At 45.1% G+C, this 16,638-nt stretch carries 12 protein-coding genes, 6 tRNA genes and 1 riboswitch; of the genes, 9 read left to right on the top strand and 9 right to left on the bottom strand.

Translation table 11 applies throughout. The features are described from left to right. Positions 1 to 148: 148 nt before the first annotated feature. Positions 149 to 337: riboswitch (cobalamin riboswitch) on the top strand. A gap of 33 nt (positions 338 to 370) precedes the next feature. From BQ7489_RS10965 to tnpC, 5 genes are all read left to right on the top strand, one after another. Next, the gene (locus BQ7489_RS10965; protein WP_072531032.1) at positions 371 to 2,758 is read left to right on the top strand and encodes an anaerobic ribonucleoside triphosphate reductase; all 2,388 of its coding nucleotides are present in this window, start codon (positions 371 to 373) and stop codon (positions 2,756 to 2,758) included. Positions 2,759 to 2,854: 96 nt separating this feature from the next. Next, a complete protein-coding gene (nrdG, locus tag BQ7489_RS10960; protein WP_072531031.1) occupies positions 2,855 to 3,316 on the top strand; it encodes an anaerobic ribonucleoside-triphosphate reductase activating protein in 462 nt (153 codons plus the stop codon). Positions 3,317 to 4,008: 692 nt separating this feature from the next. After that, the gene (locus BQ7489_RS10955) at positions 4,009 to 4,374 is read left to right on the top strand and encodes a hypothetical protein (RefSeq protein WP_072531030.1); all 366 of its coding nucleotides are present in this window, start codon (positions 4,009 to 4,011) and stop codon (positions 4,372 to 4,374) included. Then, complete coding sequence (gene tnpB / locus BQ7489_RS10950) at positions 4,368 to 4,700, top strand: IS66 family insertion sequence element accessory protein TnpB (RefSeq protein ID WP_007901161.1); 333 nt, start codon at positions 4,368 to 4,370, stop codon at positions 4,698 to 4,700. The genes BQ7489_RS10955 and tnpB overlap by 7 nt, the downstream gene beginning before the upstream one ends. Positions 4,701 to 4,791: 91 nt before the next feature. Continuing rightward, complete coding sequence (tnpC, locus tag BQ7489_RS10945; RefSeq protein ID WP_072531029.1) at positions 4,792 to 6,639, top strand: IS66 family transposase; 1,848 nt, start codon at positions 4,792 to 4,794, stop codon at positions 6,637 to 6,639. A 443-nt stretch (positions 6,640 to 7,082) separates the two neighbouring features. On the opposite strand, the gene BQ7489_RS10940 is transcribed toward tnpC, so the two are convergent. From BQ7489_RS10940 to BQ7489_RS10930, 3 genes are all read right to left on the bottom strand, one after another. After that, complete coding sequence (locus tag BQ7489_RS10940; RefSeq protein ID WP_072531028.1) at positions 7,083 to 7,760, bottom strand: RluA family pseudouridine synthase; 678 nt, start codon at positions 7,758 to 7,760, stop codon at positions 7,083 to 7,085. Between the two features lie 118 nt (positions 7,761 to 7,878). Further along, positions 7,879 to 8,625, bottom strand: coding sequence for a 3-oxoacyl-[acyl-carrier-protein] reductase (gene fabG / locus BQ7489_RS10935; RefSeq protein WP_072531027.1), 747 nt, complete (start codon positions 8,623 to 8,625; stop codon positions 7,879 to 7,881). A gap of 24 nt (positions 8,626 to 8,649) precedes the next feature. Further along, the gene (locus BQ7489_RS10930) at positions 8,650 to 9,243 is read right to left on the bottom strand and encodes a TetR/AcrR family transcriptional regulator (RefSeq protein WP_072531026.1); all 594 of its coding nucleotides are present in this window, start codon (positions 9,241 to 9,243) and stop codon (positions 8,650 to 8,652) included. 208 nt (positions 9,244 to 9,451) lie between these two features. Between BQ7489_RS10930 and BQ7489_RS10925 the strand changes: the two genes are divergently transcribed. The 3 genes from BQ7489_RS10925 (at position 9,452) to cysK (ending at position 10,687) form a co-directional block, all read left to right on the top strand. Further along, a tRNA-Met gene (locus BQ7489_RS10925) sits at positions 9,452 to 9,524 on the top strand. Positions 9,525 to 9,540: 16 nt separating this feature from the next. Then, positions 9,541 to 9,613 (top strand) — tRNA-Met (locus tag BQ7489_RS10920). Positions 9,614 to 9,739: 126 nt separating this feature from the next. After that, on the top strand, positions 9,740 to 10,687 hold the full coding sequence (cysK, locus tag BQ7489_RS10915) for a cysteine synthase A (RefSeq protein ID WP_072531025.1): 948 nt from the start codon (positions 9,740 to 9,742) through the stop codon (positions 10,685 to 10,687). Positions 10,688 to 10,689: 2 nt separating this feature from the next. Here cysK and BQ7489_RS10910 read toward each other — a convergent pair whose 3' ends face one another. The 6 genes from BQ7489_RS10910 to trpS form a co-directional block, all read right to left on the bottom strand. Next, a complete protein-coding gene (locus tag BQ7489_RS10910) occupies positions 10,690 to 11,334 on the bottom strand; it encodes a response regulator transcription factor (RefSeq protein ID WP_072531024.1) in 645 nt (214 codons plus the stop codon). A gap of 111 nt (positions 11,335 to 11,445) precedes the next feature. After that, positions 11,446 to 11,520: transfer RNA gene (locus tag BQ7489_RS10905), tRNA-Val, on the bottom strand. Positions 11,521 to 11,550: 30 nt separating this feature from the next. Then, positions 11,551 to 11,625 (bottom strand) — tRNA-Val (locus tag BQ7489_RS10900). Between the two features lie 36 nt (positions 11,626 to 11,661). Beyond that, positions 11,662 to 11,736, bottom strand: a tRNA-Val gene (locus BQ7489_RS10895). A 34-nt stretch (positions 11,737 to 11,770) separates the two neighbouring features. Beyond that, positions 11,771 to 11,845: transfer RNA gene (locus BQ7489_RS10890), tRNA-Val, on the bottom strand. A 188-nt stretch (positions 11,846 to 12,033) separates the two neighbouring features. Then, positions 12,034 to 13,128, bottom strand: coding sequence for a tryptophan--tRNA ligase (gene trpS / locus BQ7489_RS10885; RefSeq protein ID WP_072532140.1), 1,095 nt, complete (start codon positions 13,126 to 13,128; stop codon positions 12,034 to 12,036). Positions 13,129 to 13,288: 160 nt separating this feature from the next. Between trpS and carB the strand changes: the two genes are divergently transcribed. Next, a complete protein-coding gene (gene carB / locus BQ7489_RS10880; protein ID WP_072531023.1) occupies positions 13,289 to 16,513 on the top strand; it encodes a carbamoyl-phosphate synthase (glutamine-hydrolyzing) large subunit in 3,225 nt (1,074 codons plus the stop codon). Positions 16,514 to 16,638 lie beyond the last annotated feature (125 nt).

Raw genomic sequence — 16,638 nt, 5'->3', positions numbered from 1 at the left:
AATTTTCATTTATAAAAACCTATATAAATTATAGTTGTCCGATTATAGGCCTCAGACATAATCTGAGGCCTATTCTATTTATAAAATGTTATCCAATTTAGAAAACTCAACAATATACCGATTTTAATATCTGTTCCTTTTTCCCTATATTTGCAACGTTTTCGGAAGGTAACGGAAGTTTCAAAAGGGAATGTCGTGCGAACCGGCAACAGTACCCGCTGCTGTGTTTCTCGAAGAACTGGGGAAAAGCGCCTGCGCAACCACTGTCAGAAAAAAGACGGGAAGGTTTTTCCAGGGAGAGATCAGTCAGAAGACCTGCCTTAGAAAACGGGAAATATCATGTTTAATCCATTTTCAATCAACAAGCTTTATGAATTTCAATGACATTTGCATCGTCAAACGTGATGGAAAGCGGGAAAACTTTTCAGCGTCAAAAATCTCGAATGCAATCGGCAAAGCGTTTGCAGCGACAGGAATCAACAACCAGGAACAACTGATAGACGAAATCACCCGAAGGGTCATATCACATTTCGGAAAGCCCGTCATCGGAGTAGAGGACATACAGGACCTGGTAGAGAACGAACTGATGAAAGTCCAGCCGGATGTGGCGAAAAAATACATCATTTACCGCCAATGGAGAAATACCGAACGTGACCGCAAGACCCAGATCAAACATATTATGGACGGCATTGTGGCTATCGACAAAAACGACGTAAACCTAAGCAACGCCAACATGTCAAGCCATACTCCTGCAGGACAGATGATGACTTTCGCTTCGGAAATCACAAAAGACTATACATTCAAGTATCTTCTGCCGAAACAATACGCCGAAGCACATCAGTTGGGGGACATCCATATCCATGACTTGGATTATTATCCCACCAAGACTACAACCTGCATACAATATGATCTGGATGATCTGTTTGAACGGGGCTTCCACACAAAAAACGGAAGCATACGTACACCGCAGTCAATCCAGAGCTATGCCACACTGGCTACCATCATATTCCAGACCAACCAGAACGAACAGCACGGCGGACAGGCAATCCCTGCCTTCGACTTTTTCATGGCCAAAGGGGTTCTGAAAAGTTACCGGAGGGCCATAGCCGGCAACCTGTCGTTCTATATGGAGATGAAAGGCAAGACGATTTCCGAAAAAAACCTGATGCCGGAAATCAAGAAGCATTTCGGATCAATCACACCATCGGAGGAGACCAGACAGACCTACCTCCGTACCCTGCAGGAACAGGGAATCGCACTAACGGAAGAGGAACTCGCACACCTGCTGCACAAATCGCATGAACAGGTACGCAAAGACACCCATCAGGCCATGGAAGGTTTCATCCACAACCTGAACACCATGCATTCACGCGGCGGAAACCAGGTTGTATTCAGTTCCATCAATTACGGGACCGACACGTCGGCCGAAGGACGTATGGTCATCGAAGAGTTACTGAAAGCCACGGTCGAAGGACTGGGTACCCACGGAGAAGTCCCGGTCTTCCCCATCCAGATCTTTAAGGTAAAGGATGGGGTATCATACTCGGAAGCCGACTATCACCGGGCCATGGGGGATTTCGATGCTGCACTGGAAGGAAAAATCCAGTTCGAAACACCCAACTTCGACCTCTTCCTGAAGGCCTGCCGTACCACGGCCAAAGCTCTGTTCCCCAATTTCATGTTTCTGGATACTCCGTTCAACCAAAACGAGAAATGGGACCGGAATGATCCGAAACGCTACCGTTACGAGCTGGCAACCATGGGATGCCGCACACGTGTATATGAAAACCTGAACGGAGAAAAGACCTGTCTGGGACGCGGTAACCTGTCATTTACCACCATGAACCTGCCGCGTCTGGCCATCGAAGCCCGCATCAAGGCCGAAAGCATTGCCGGTAATACCAATAAAGACGCAACAGAACGGCTGGCCAAAGAAGAGTTCCTGCAGTCGGTGCACAAGATGGCCGAATTCATCGGTGAACAGCTGTACACACGTTACCAATACCAGCGTACGGCACTTGCCCGCCAATTCCCTTTCATGATGAGCAACGATGTATGGAAAGGAGGAGGAAAGCTTGCCCCCAACGATGAAGTGGGTGATGTTCTGAACCAAGGAACTCTGGGTATAGGCTTTATAGGAGGACACAACGCCATGGTTGCCCTTTACGGGAAAGGGCACGGGCACAGCCGGAAATCGTGGGATACGCTCTATGAGGCAGTAGAAGAGATGAACCGGGTGGCTGAACAGTTCAAGAAAAAATACCACCTGAACTATTCGGTACTGGCAACCCCCGCCGAAGGACTCGCCGGACGGTTTACCCGCATCGACCGGCGCAAATACGGTATCATTCCCGGAGTGAACGACCGCGACTATTATGTGAACTCTTTCCATGTAGACGTAAAGGAACCTATCAGCATAACCGAAAAGATCAGATGCGAAGCTCCATTCCACGCACTTACCCGGGGAGGACACATCACCTATGTGGAACTTGACGGTGAAGCCCAGAAAAACGTAAAGGCCATCACGAAGATTGTCAAGGTCATGCACGACGAAGGTATCGGATACGGTTCCATAAACCATCCCGTCGATACCTGCCACGACTGTGGATATAAAGGTGTCATTTACGACAAATGCCCTATCTGCAACAGCGAGAACATCCTCCGCATGCGGCGTATAACCGGTTATCTTACCGGCGACTTAAGCAGTTGGAATTCCGCCAAACGCGCAGAGGAACGCGACCGTGTAAAACACAATTGATCCAATATCCTTCTTCTATAATGCAAAGAGGTGTCAGAATGGGAGGAAAGATTACTATCTTTTCATTCTGACACCACTCCAAATCATCCCGAAACGATGCTACACTATTTGTTCACCTACCCGGAAACCATTGTCGATGGAGACGGAATCCGTTTTTCCATCTATCTTGCAGGATGCGGTCATCATTGCAAAGGATGCCACAATCCGGAATCCTGGAATCCCCGGGCCGGACATCCCCTGACCCCCGAAAAGGTGGAGGAATTCATTACAGCCATAAACGGTAACCCGTTACTGGACGGTATCACGTTCAGCGGAGGGGATCCTTTCTACAACCCCAAGGATTTTTTCCCTCTCATCAAAGAAATCAGTGAACGGACCCGCCAGAACATCTGGTGCTATACAGGATATACCTACGAAGAACTTGCCGCCGATCCGGAAAGGAAACAGATTCTGCCATACATCAACGTACTGGTAGACGGACGTTTCGAACAGAACCTGTATTCTCCCCAACTGACGTTTAGAGGAAGCAGCAACCAACGCATCATCAAGCTCAGATAAATATACGTTTTAACATTAACGAGTATATCCAACCAATCAGCTTGACAAATCATGAAGTCCAACCTGAAGAACAGCCACCGAATCAGGTTTCTGTGCAAAATCCGTTATCGCACACGAAAAAACAGGCATTTTCATGATTTAAATCAAGAAAAAAGGTATTTCCGCATAATACCTGTCACAAAGCATTGCAAATAACCGAAATAGCTATATATTTGCATCGTGGTTGTGAAACCAAAGGATAACAAAGATAGTTTTAGGTATTAGTCAATAGATTTAAGGTAATTAAAAAATTACAATTAGGTATATATAGTAAGAGAAAAGCAATTTTATTCAGGTATTAGGTTAGTATTAAGGTATTAAAGATTTAAGTTTTTATAAAAGGTATTAGCATAAAAAAGATTTGTTTTCAGATTAGGTTTTTAATAGGATTAAGATTGCATTTTAAGGTTAAAAAAGAGAGAAGGATAACACAACAACTAGATGAGCTTGACGCAAGAACCCTTAATTGGGGGGTTCTTTATCAAATCGGCGGTATTCATAAGGATGAATAGTCGCTTTTTTTGTTTTATACGTGTCCTATCAAAAAAACTCCATTTCCGTCAGCCCCAAAATGAGTAAGCTTCCAAAATTGGCGTATTGACTAGCATGTCTCTTTCGCATACCTTCGTGCTAAACTTAAAACTCGAAAGATTATGTTTAGCGAAAAAGATTTTGAAAGACTGTGGTTCCTCTACAAAACCGAGGGTGAGCCCAATGGGGTTTCCATCAACTCGTTCTGCGTTGGCAACAATATTCCATACACGGCATTCTATGACTGGTTCAAGAAGACACAGAAAAAGGTTGTACCTGTAGAAGTTGAAGGAATTCCGGAAGAGCTGATTCGGACAGGCAATGAAGAACGGCAGGAGGTTGCTAAAGACAAGCTCAAACGTACAACTCCCCATAAAGGAAGCATTATGGTGACAATAAGAACTCGTGAGGGCTTGTGCATACAGAAGAAAGGCTTAGACTATCAGGGGCTGAAAACACTGGTAGAGAAACTGGAGGGCTTATGCTGAGCATCAACGGTCTTCACAACTTCTACTACCTTCCTGAGCTTCACGATATGAGATGCAAGGCTCAGCGTATATGCGAGATAATCCGAGGTCGATACCACCGTGATCCATTGAATGGTGATGTTTACATGTTCATGTCTAAAGACCAGCGCAAGGTTCGTATGATACACTATGAGCGCAATGCCTACTACCTTCATGAGAAGTCTTTCATTAAGGGCTATAAGTTCATGAAAATAGAGCGCAAGAACGATGTGACAGTATATAAAATAGACTGGAAAGACCTGGTCACGATACTTGAAACTCCAGTAATAACGAGTATAAGAATTTAAAGATAAAACTCTGACAATCAGCGATAAAAATTCTCTAAATATTTGTATATCTCATTGAAAATGAGTATCTTTACATAAAATATTAGAGAACATGGAACTGGAAGAGCTCATAGAAAATACACTCAGACGCAAGCATCTTGAAGAGATGATGAACAGACCCGAAAAGGAGCATACACCCCTTGAAGGTATGGATAATGAGCAGATAAAGAGGTTCGCCCTGTTCCTGTTTGAGGAAAATCAGAGCAAGAGCAAGCAGCTTGACGAAATGATAGCACGGCTTGATGAAATAGGAAAAGACCTGAAGGAGTCCAATAAGAAAATAGACTCCCTTACAAATGCCCTGCTTAAGGCAAACAGCAAGGCTGACAAGGTTGTCCTTGAATACAAGCTCCGCGATAAGGAGTATAAAAAACTTGAGAAAAAGTATAATGCCCTTTTAGAACGTCTTTCCATTATGAATACCCAGACCTATGCCTCTTCCAAAAGTCTCAAAGGTATTGACCGTAAAAGGGTCGTAAAAGGGAAGCATGATGACAAGGATGATTTTGACGGTACTCCTACTGCTCCACCAAGCGAGGTTCCACAGCCGGACTCTTCCGCATCATGCGACACGCAGGATACTCCGAAGGCTTCCCTTTCCAAGGAAAGACCATACAGGAAAGGAATGACATACAATAAGACTTGTGTAGGTACACCGATTATACACAGGTCTGATTATACAATGCTTCCTGAGGATTCTGTTGTAATATCGTCAAGCTACCGTAAAATAAGAAACATTGTGAGCCATATTGAGGAACATCACTTTGAGGTACTTAAGGTGAAGCATGCCGACGGCAGGATTGAAAGCATGTTCCTTCCTATGAAGGATGACGTCCGGGCAAGCCTTTATGACGAGATAGTACCGGGTACAAGCATTACGGCAAACATGCTCTCGTATCTGATGTTCAACCGCTTCCAGATGTCAACACCGGCATACAGGGAGGCGAAGAACCGTCTGTCGGATATGGACTGGAACACCTCTATGCAGAACCTGCTGAACTGGGCCGACAAAGGTGCCATGCAGCTCAATAAGCTGATACCTGCCCTCAAGAAGATTGCCCTTCAGGACGGTGCCAACGTGAATGTGGACGAGACATGGCTCCGCTATCACGCATACAATAAGAAACGAAAGACCTATATGTGGTGTCTGGTAAACAGAAAAGCGCGTATAGTCATCTTCTTCTACGAGGATACAACGGATGATGAAGGTGTACAGAAACATGGAGGCAGGAACAGAAATGTGTTGAAGGAGTTCCTTGGTGATGCAAAAATCAAATCACTGCAGAGTGACGGTTATAACGTATATATGTATCTTGACAACGAACTTATGGATATAGATCATCTCTGCTGTCTGGCTCATGCAAGGGCAAAGTTCAAGTATGCCTTCGACCAGGGAAGCCCGCAGGCAAGAATCTTCCTTGAGCAGATAGCAAAGCTATACGGCATGGAAGATACTTATCGCCGGGAAAAACTTACTGCAGACGAGATTTACCGCAGAAGGAACAGTAAGGAAACAACTGAGGTCATCGAGAAGATAAGGACAGAACTTTATGATCTGCTTGCAAATCCGGATGAGAACCGAAGCGAACTTATGAGCAAGGCTCTTAACTATCTGAAGAACTTCTGGAATCAGATCTTTGCCTACAGAAATGATGGAGAATACTCCATAGACAATATGGCAGCAGAAAGAGCGATAAGACCAATCACTGTCCAAAGAAAGAACAGCCTGTTCTTCGGAAGCGTGAAAGGAATACAGAACTCCGCAATCTATAATACCTTTATAGAAACCTGCAAACAGGCAGGAGTCTCCTTCAGGGATTACTTCTGCAAGCTGCTCAGAGAATTAAAAAAGGGAAGAACGGATTACGAAAACCTTCTTCCCATGACAATATGCAAATAATAATCGTTAAATTTGTGGATTCTTTTTTAGACGGGTGCCGACTGGCGCCCGTCTAAAAGGGGATACCCTAAAATTGGAAGTTTACAAAACAAGCTCCCAATAAATAATAAATTTATTGAAATTGATAAGTGTGGAATACATAGTGTGGAAAGTTTCTACAGTTTCCACATCTTTTTCCACAATTTTAAGATAATACAGAATTATTATAAACCATAATATACTGATAATAAATTATTTATAAAATTCATAGTTTATGGCATGACTATTGCTATTTAGATAAAGGAGATTGTATATTACAAAATTCAAACAACATAAAAACATACTAGACTATAACCCAACCCCATAAAACAAGGGAGTACATTCTTGATCTATACTCTCTTGAAAAGAAGATGCCTATGTGTTATAAAAAGAAAAAGGGACGCTGTGAAGCGTCCTTTTTCTTTTTACTTGTCATCCATTTCAAAGCCGTTCCACAAATTCCCGGCAGGCAAAGGAGCTATCAGGTCAACAGGCTCCTTTGAAACCGGATGTATGAAGTGTACCCGGCGGGAATGCAGACAAATACTGCCATCCGGATTGGAGCGCGGAAAACCATACTTCAAATCACCCTTGATAGGGCATCCCATTTTTGCCAACTGACAACGGATCTGATGGTGACGTCCGGTTTTCAAATCAACCTCCAACAAATAATAATTCTGCGAATGTCCGATCAGACGATAATGAAGGATAGCTTTCTTTGAACCTTTAACCTCCTTGTCATAGGCATACGATTTATTCTGCTTCTCGTTACGGACAAGAAAATTTTCCAGCACACCTTCATCCTGAGGAGGTTGCTGTTTTACCACAGCCCAATAGGTTTTCTTCACTTCACCGTTACGGAACATATCGTTCAGACGGGACAAAGCCTTACTGGTCTTGGCAAAGATTACCAGTCCGCTTACCGGACGGTCAAGACGATGCGTCACACCTAAAAAGACGTTTCCCGGTTTATTGTATTTTTCCTTGATATATTGCTTCACCGTTTCCGATAAAGGAACATCCCCGGTCTTATCTCCCTGTACAATCTCCGAAGCCGTCTTATTTACAACAATGATATGATTATCCTCGTAAACTACAGTCATACACCACTCATGATTTGCATAAAAAAACAGCAAGGAACCTTGAACACTTCCCGAAGTCACTACAAGATTCCTTGCCGCATCTATTCAGACGATATTTATTCCAAAAGTCCGACAACCATTACATATTCATACCGCCATCTACCTGGATGACCTGTCCCGATACATATGAAGACAAATCAGAAGCCAGGAACAATGCGATATTGGCAACATCTTCCGGAGTTCCTCCACGACGCAACGGGATACGTTTGTTCCATTCAGCCTTAACTTCGTCCGACAACTGTGCTGTCATTTCTGTAATGATAAAACCCGGAGCGATTGCATTGGCACGGATACCACGTGAGCCCAGTTCCTGTGCGATGGATTTAGCCAACCCGATCATACCTGCTTTAGAAGCCGAATAGTTACACTGACCGGCATTTCCATGTACACCTACCACAGAAGCCATATTGATGATGCTACCGCTCTTCTGACGCAACATAACCGGTGTGCATGCATGAATGAAGTTAAATGCAGATTTCAGGTTTACTCCGATAACAGCATCCCACTGAGCTTCACTCATACGCATCATCAAACCGTCCTTGGTGATACCTGCATTGTTTACCAGAATGTCAATAGTACCGAAATCGTCCTTAATCTGAGCCACTACCTTTGCGGTATCCTCAAAATTTGCGGCATTTGAAGCGTAAGCCTTGACCTTGACACCGAACGCCGCGATTTCAGCTTCTGTATTCTTTCCGTTTTCGTCAATTACCAGATCTGTAAATGCAATGTTTGCGCCTTCTGAAGCGAACTTCAACGCAATAGCCTTACCGATACCGCGGGCAGCACCAGTAATAATGGCTGTTTTTCCTGTTAATAATCCCATAAGTTTATTATTTAAAAAGATAAATTATTCATCTCTGACACACCCTAATGCCCCGAAAACAATCTTGGCGACATAACGCCATCCAGTTTCATCGTCCAGGTCTTCCCCAATTTGTCCCCGGATATAAGGAACTTCAATTCCTTTAACGCAATAATGGATGATATCGGCTGTAATATCCACATTATCTATATCAAATATCCCTGAGGACTTTCCTTCCTCCAAAATTTCACGCAACAGACGTATCTCTTTGGTATCAAAATTCTTGCGCATGGCTTCCACCCTCCAGATATCACGAAAAAAATCAGCACGTAACGTTCCGTTACGGTACACAACCATCTTTACCATATCCAGATGTGTAGAAATCAGTTCAAGAACCTTCTTATCAGGCGCCAGACTTTTATGAGCCACTTCTTCCATCTTATTGGAAAGCATCTCCAATTCCGATTCTACTACAGCCATGTAAATCTGTTCCTTGCTCTTGAAATACGTATAGAGTGTACGGCGTCCTTTCTTTGAAGCAACCGCAATGTCATTCATTGTAGTTGCTTCTACCCCTTTCTTAGCAAACAGTTGACGAGCCACATCCACAAGCTTGGCTCTAGTTTTCAATACTGTCATCTCTCTCCAATTTCAATTGCACAACTCTATATATTGTGAGCAAAAATAAGCTATTTCTGAATACTACACAAATTAAGCACCTATTTTAAATATTTCCGTCATCACTTTAGTATACAAAATCATATAAGCATTAAATATTTCCATAAAATATTTGTTTTTTCAAAATATAAACCGTACCTTTGCACTCGATTTAAGAAAGCTATAATATCGCGGAGTGGAGCAGTTGGTAGCTCGTTGGGCTCATAACCCAAAGGTCGTCTGTTCGAGTCAGGCCTCCGCAACTCACGGAAATAACATCGCGGAGTGGAGCAGTTGGTAGCTCGTTGGGCTCATAACCCAAAGGTCGTCTGTTCGAGTCAGGCCTCCGCAACTCACAGAGAGAAGCATGAAGCTTCTCTTTTTTTATTATATTCCAATATACCCCAAAAAGGGTATTGTCCTATATGCCGGACTTCCCTATTTTTGTGCCAATAAACAACAGTAAAAAAACAAGATTATGGCACACATCTACAAACAGCTTACAGACCTGATCGGGCACACCCCACTGGTCGAACTCAGCCGGCTGGCAAAAGCACACGGAGCAAAAGCGAACATCATAGCAAAAGTAGAATTCTTCAACCCTGGAGGTAGCGTAAAAGACCGTATAGCACTTTCTATGATAGAAGACGCCGAAAAACGAGGAACACTAAAACCTGGAGCCGTCATCATAGAACCGACAAGCGGAAATACAGGAGTCGGATTGGCATGGGTCGCTTCTGTCAAAGGATACAAGACCATACTCACAATGCCCGAAACCATGAGTCTGGAACGCCAGAATCTTCTGAAAGCTATCGGTGCACAACTGGTCCTCACCCCAGGTGAAAAGGGCATGAAAGGCGCCATTGAAAAAGCCGATGAACTGCAAAGAAGTACGCCGGGGTCCGTTATCCTCCAACAATTCGAGAATCCGGCAAACCCACAGACGCATGTCCATACCACCGCCGAGGAAATCTGGCAAGATACTGACGGGAAAATTGATGTATTCATAGCCGGAGTAGGCACAGGAGGTACCCTCAGCGGTGTAGGCGAAGGATTGAAAGCCCACAACCCCAATATCGAAATTGTCGGTATAGAACCCGATACATCGGCAGTTCTTTCAGGCGGACAACCCGGGCCACATAAAATACAAGGTATCGGAGCCGGGTTTGTACCTAAGACATACAATGCCAAGGTAGTGGACCGCATCATCCGGGTAAAGGATGACGATGCGATACGTACAGGACGCGAACTTCCCGTCAGAGAAGGACTGCTTGTAGGCATATCGGCCGGAGCCGCCACCTATGCAGCACTGCAACTGGCCCAACAGCCTGAATATACAGGAAAGAACATAGTAGTCCTATTACCCGACACCGGAGAGCGATATCTGTCGACCGTCCTGTATGCATTCGAAGAATATCCGCTTTGACATTATATATAATACTCCATAGCATTAACAATTCCCGCACGAAGCGCATAACGCACCGCTTCGTGCGCATTGTTCACCTTCAGTTTGCGGAAAATATTCTTACGGTGAGTCATCACTGTATAGACACTCAAAAAACGCTCGGCAGCAATCTCCTTTGTACTCTTACCTAAGGCCAACAAACGGAGAATTTCTTTTTCTGTCACTGTCAAAGGAATTACTTCCATTCCAGATTCTTTACTATACAACCATAAAGCCACTTTATTGCATATATAATTCTTACCAGAAGCTACTTCCTGCAGACATATCTTCAATTCAGTCAAGTCAGAATCCTTTAGCAGAACACTGAAACGGTGCCCACCATAACACATTCTCCGGATAAAATCCGCACTCAATACATCGCTGAACAAGACAAAAGAAGACAAAGGGAAACGCTCGGCCAACACGAGCAACAAATCCGCCGTACAATCAAACAGCGTATAATCCAAAATGACCACTGCCTCCGGGTATGACACCAAAGCCGACGACAGTTCATGCATTTCCCCCAACGGCAGAGACTCAGGAATCACATACAAACCGCTGTCCAACGCCAATGCACGTATTCCATACGCCGTTACAGCCTGATTATCGGCTACAAGCAAAGTCTTCATCAGAATAAAAATGATTTTGATTACAATAACAAAAATAATCATGCAGAAAACCCTATACAAACAAAAGGGCATAAAAAAAAGCCTCATCATAAATCGGAGGCTTGACGGAGGTGGGCGTTGACGGATTCGAACCGCCGACCCTCTGCTTGTAAGGCAGATGCTCTGAACCAGCTGAGCTAAACGCCCAAAAAAATCGATCAACGATACTTTCGGAAGTGGGCGTTGACGGATTCGAACCGCCGACCCTCTGCTTGTAAGGCAGATGCTCTGAACCAGCTGAGCTAAACGCCCGAAAGGGGGAAATTTGATCAATTATACTTTTTGGTGTGGGCGTTGACGGATTCGAACCGCCGACCCTCTGCTTGTAAGGCAGATGCTCTGAACCAGCTGAGCTAAACGCCCAAAAAGCATTGTAAGAACAAAATAAAAATCGGAGTGGGCGTTGACGGATTCGAACCGCCGACCCTCTGCTTGTAAGGCAGATGCTCTGAACCAGCTGAGCTAAACGCCCGAATATCTTGTTCTTAATTGCGGATGCAAAGGTACATCTTTATTTTGAATTTGCAAACTTTCCGTCAGTTTTTTTGGAGAAAACATCCGCAATTTATCGTCCAACCCGATTACGTAAAACCGGTTATTACTGAAAACCAATATTTTACCATCCTGACAAAATTTACAGGATGGTAAAATAATAAACTATCATTCTTCCGCGAAACGTTTGGCCTGCTCGGCAATCAACGCATCGTCATCAAAATAATTGATCTTCATGGCACGGCGTACTTCATCCAAAGTCCGGGCTGCAGTTTCACGTGCTGTTTCACACCCTTTCTTCAACATGTCATACACAGCCGGAATATCTTTCGCGAATTCTTTCCTGCGGTTACGGATAGGGTCCAACTCTTCCTGCATGATGGCGGCCAGGAATTTCTTGACTTTCATATCTCCCAATCCTCCACGGGTATAATGAGCCTTCAGTTCATCAAGTGAAGCATAATCGGGCAGATAACGTCCGAAATGTTCCGGCTTACAGAATGCGTCCAGATAAGTGAAAACGGTATTCCCTTCCAGTTTCCCGGGATCGCTCACTTTGATATGCGTCGGATCGGTATACATACTCTTCACCTTCTTTTCCACCTCATCGGCCGAATCGGACAGATAGATACAGTTACCCAACGATTTGCTCATCTTTGTCTTTCCGTCTGTTCCCGGCAAACGGAGACAGGCAGCGTTGTCCGGTAACAGTATTTCCGGTTCCACCAAAGTGTCACCGTAAATATGGTTAAAGCGGCGCACTATTTCACGTGCCTGCTCCAACATAGGCTCCTGGTCTTCACCGGCTGGAACCGTAGTTGCCTTAAAGGCTGTTATATCGGCGGCCTGACTGATCGGATAGGTAAAGAAGCCCACCGGAATGCTGGTCTCAAAATTACGCATCTGTATTTCAGTCTTCACCGTCGGATTACGCTGTAAACGTGATACGGTAACCATATCCATATAATAAAACGTTAACTCACACAGTTCAGGAATCTGAGACTGGATAAAGATGGTCGACTTTGCCGGATCCAACCCTACGGCCAGATAATCAAGAGCTACTTCAATCACATTCTGGCGGACTTTCTCCGGATTGTCTATATTGTCCGTCAAAGCCTGTCCGTCGGCCTCAAAAATAAAGATCTTGTCATACAGCCCTGAATTCTGCAGCTCGACACGGCGGCGTAAAGAGCCTACATAATGTCCGATATGTAGTTTCCCGGTAGGACGGTCACCGGTCAATATAATTTTTTCTTTTTTCATACTAGTTACCTGTTTGTTCATTGATGACGGCAAAGATACATAAATACTTTGTTTTCTTCAAAATAAATTGTTTCTTTGCAGGTAACGGATAGAGATACCTGTTCCTCCGGAGCAAACTGTATCCACCATACTCTTGTTAACAATCAAAATCTATCATATCATGAAAAAAGCATTGAAAAAAGTACTTGTATTAGGCTCCGGCGCCTTAAAGATAGGACAAGCCGGCGAATTCGACTACTCCGGTTCACAGGCATTGAAAGCCTTGCGTGAAGAAGGCATACGCTCGGTCCTCATCAATCCGAATATCGCTACAATCCAGACTTCGGAAGGGATAGCCGACCAGGTTTATTTTTTGCCTGTCACTCCCTATTTCGTGACCGAAATCATCAAAAAGGAACGTCCCGACGGAATTCTACTTGCATTCGGAGGACAAACCGCCCTCAACTGCGGGACCGAACTGTATCAGAAAGGTGTATTGCAGGAATATCAGGTCGAGGTACTGGGAACTTCGGTCGAAGCGATCATGTATACCGAAGACCGCGACCTCTTTGTCAAGAAAATGAATGAAGTCTCACTCAAGACTCCCGTCAGCCAGGCTGTAGAGAACATGAAAGAAGCACTTGCAGCCGCCCAACGTATCGGCTATCCGGTGATGATCCGCTCAGCTTATGCCCTTGGAGGTCTGGGAAGCGGTATTTGCCCCGATGAAGCGACTTTCATCGAACTGGCCGAAAGCGCCTTCACCTTCTCACCGCAGATTCTGGTAGAAGAGTCACTGAAAGGATGGAAAGAAATAGAATTCGAAGTGATCCGCGATTCGAACGACCATTGCTTCACCGTTGCCAGCATGGAAAATTTCGATCCTCTGGGTATCCATACAGGTGAATCCATCGTAGTCGCTCCGACCTGTTCATTGACAGAAGAACAGGTAACAGCCTTGCAGGAACTCTCAAAGAAATGCATCAGACATCTGGGTATCGTAGGCGAATGTAATATCCAGTATGCTTTCAACGCCGATACCGACGACTACCGTATCATTGAAGTCAACGCCCGCCTCAGCCGTTCTTCAGCGTTGGCCTCCAAAGCGACCGGCTACCCGCTGGCCTTTGTTGCCGCCAAAATCGCTTTAGGCTATACGCTCGACCAGATAGGTGAAATGGGAACTCCCAATTCGGCCTATGTGGCCCCGTCACTCGACTACCTTATCTGCAAGATTCCCCGCTGGGACCTGACCAAATTCGCAGGTGTTTCCCGACGGATCGGTTCCAGCATGAAATCGGTAGGCGAAATCATGTCTATCGGACGTTCTTTTGAAGAGATTATCCAAAAAGGGTTAAGGATGATCGGACAGGGCATGCATGGCTTTGTTGGTAATAACCACACACGTTTCGACAACCTGGACGATGAGCTGGCCAATCCTACCGACTTACGGATATTCGCCATAGCACAGGCACTGGAAGAAGGATACAGCATTGAACGGATCTACGAGCTGACCAGAATAGATCCCTGGTTCATCACACGCCTGAGAAATATCGTCAATTTCAAGGCAAAACTGGAAAGTTACAACAGCCTGGAGGAACTCCCCGAAAATGTACTCCGTGAAGCCAAACGACTGGGATTCTCCGATTTCCAGATTGCACGTTTCGTCCTGAAACCGACATCCGGAAACATGGAAAAAGAAAACCTGCAGGTACGTGAATACCGTAAGAAACTCCATATTCTTCCAGCCGTAAAACGTATCAACACAGTGGCATCCGAACATCCCGAGCTGACCAATTATCTCTATCTGACCTACGATGCAGAAGGATATGATGTAAACTACTACAAGAATGAAAAATCGGTTGTCGTACTCGGATCGGGAGCTTACCGCATCGGTTCGTCCGTAGAATTCGACTGGTGCTCGGTGAACGCCATCCAGACTGCCCGGAAACTGGGCTACAAAGCCATCATGATCAACTATAATCCCGAAACCGTATCGACCGATTATGACATGTGCGACCGGCTGTATTTCGATGAACTTTCTTTTGAACGGGTAATGGATATCATCGATCTGGAACAGCCTCGCGGTGTAATCGTTTCGGTAGGCGGACAGATTCCCAACAATCTTGCCATGAAGCTTTATCGCCAGTCGGTGCCCATCCTGGGTACATCACCGGTTTCAATCGACCGTGCGGAAAACCGGAACAAGTTCTCAAGCATGCTCGACCAGCTCGGTATCGACCAACCCGCCTGGCAGCAGCTCACCAGCATGGACGATATCAAAAACTTTGTAGCCCAGGTAGGGTACCCGGTTCTGGTACGTCCTTCGTATGTACTTTCAGGAGCTGCCATGAACGTCTGCTATGACGAAGAAGAACTGGTCCGCTTCCTGCAGATGGCCAGTGAAGTTTCCAAGGAATATCCGGTTGTCGTATCCCAGTTCATGCAGGAAACCAAAGAAATTGAATTCGATGCCGTAGCCCAACAAGGCGAAATCGTAGAATATGCCATTTCTGAACACATAGAATATGCAGGAGTCCATTCTGGCGACGCAACCATGGTGTTCCCGGCACAACAGATCTATTTCTCTACCGCCCGCCAGATCAAGAAAATCAGCCGCAAGATTGCCCAGGAACTGAACATCTCAGGCCCGTTCAACATCCAGTTCCTCGCCAAGAAAAATGAAGTCAAGGTCATCGAATGTAACCTGCGTGCGTCGCGGAGCTTCCCGTTCGTATCCAAAGTTCTGAAACGTAATTTCATCGAAACGGCTACCCGTATCATGCTGGATGCGCCATTCACCAAAGCCGACAAATCGGCCTTCGATATTGACCGCATCGGGGTAAAGGCCTCACAATTCTCATTCGCACGCCTTCAGAACGCCGACCCTGTACTGGGGGTAGACATGTCATCGACAGGTGAGGTGGGCTGCCTTGGCGACGATTTCAATGAAGCCTTGTTGAACGCCATGATAGCTACCGGTTATAAAATACCGCAGAAAGGGGTACTGTTTTCATCTGGAGCCACGAAATCGAAAGTCGACCTGCTGGATGCCAGCCAGATGCTGAAAAAGAACGGCTACCACATCTACGCTACAGCCGGTACGGCCGCTTTCCTGAATTCACATGGTGTCGCCACTACCCCGGTGTTCTGGCCCGACGAACGCCCACACGCCGAAAACAATGTCATGAAAATGATATCCAACCATCAGTTTGACCTGATAGTAAACATTCCGAAGAACCACACGAAACGGGAACTCACAAACGGATACCTGATCCGCCGTGGAGCCATCGACCATAACATTCCGTTGATCACCAATGCGCGTCTGGCCCAAGCCTTTATAGAAGCGTTCTGCAAGATGAAGCAGGAAGATATACAGATAAAGAGTTGGCAAGAATACAAATAAAAATATCATAAAAAAACGACTTGACGTTATGAAAAGATTTCAAAGAATCCTACACAAAACGTCAAGTCGTTTTCTTTCAAACTCTATAATGTCCCGACAATTATTTCAAGTTCTTTCCGGAAAAA

Origin of the sequence: Bacteroides ilei, from assembly GCF_900128495.1 — a bacterium.
GTDB lineage: Bacteria > Bacteroidota > Bacteroidia > Bacteroidales > Bacteroidaceae > Phocaeicola > Phocaeicola ilei.
This window is presented reverse-complemented; position numbering and strand designations above follow the sequence as displayed.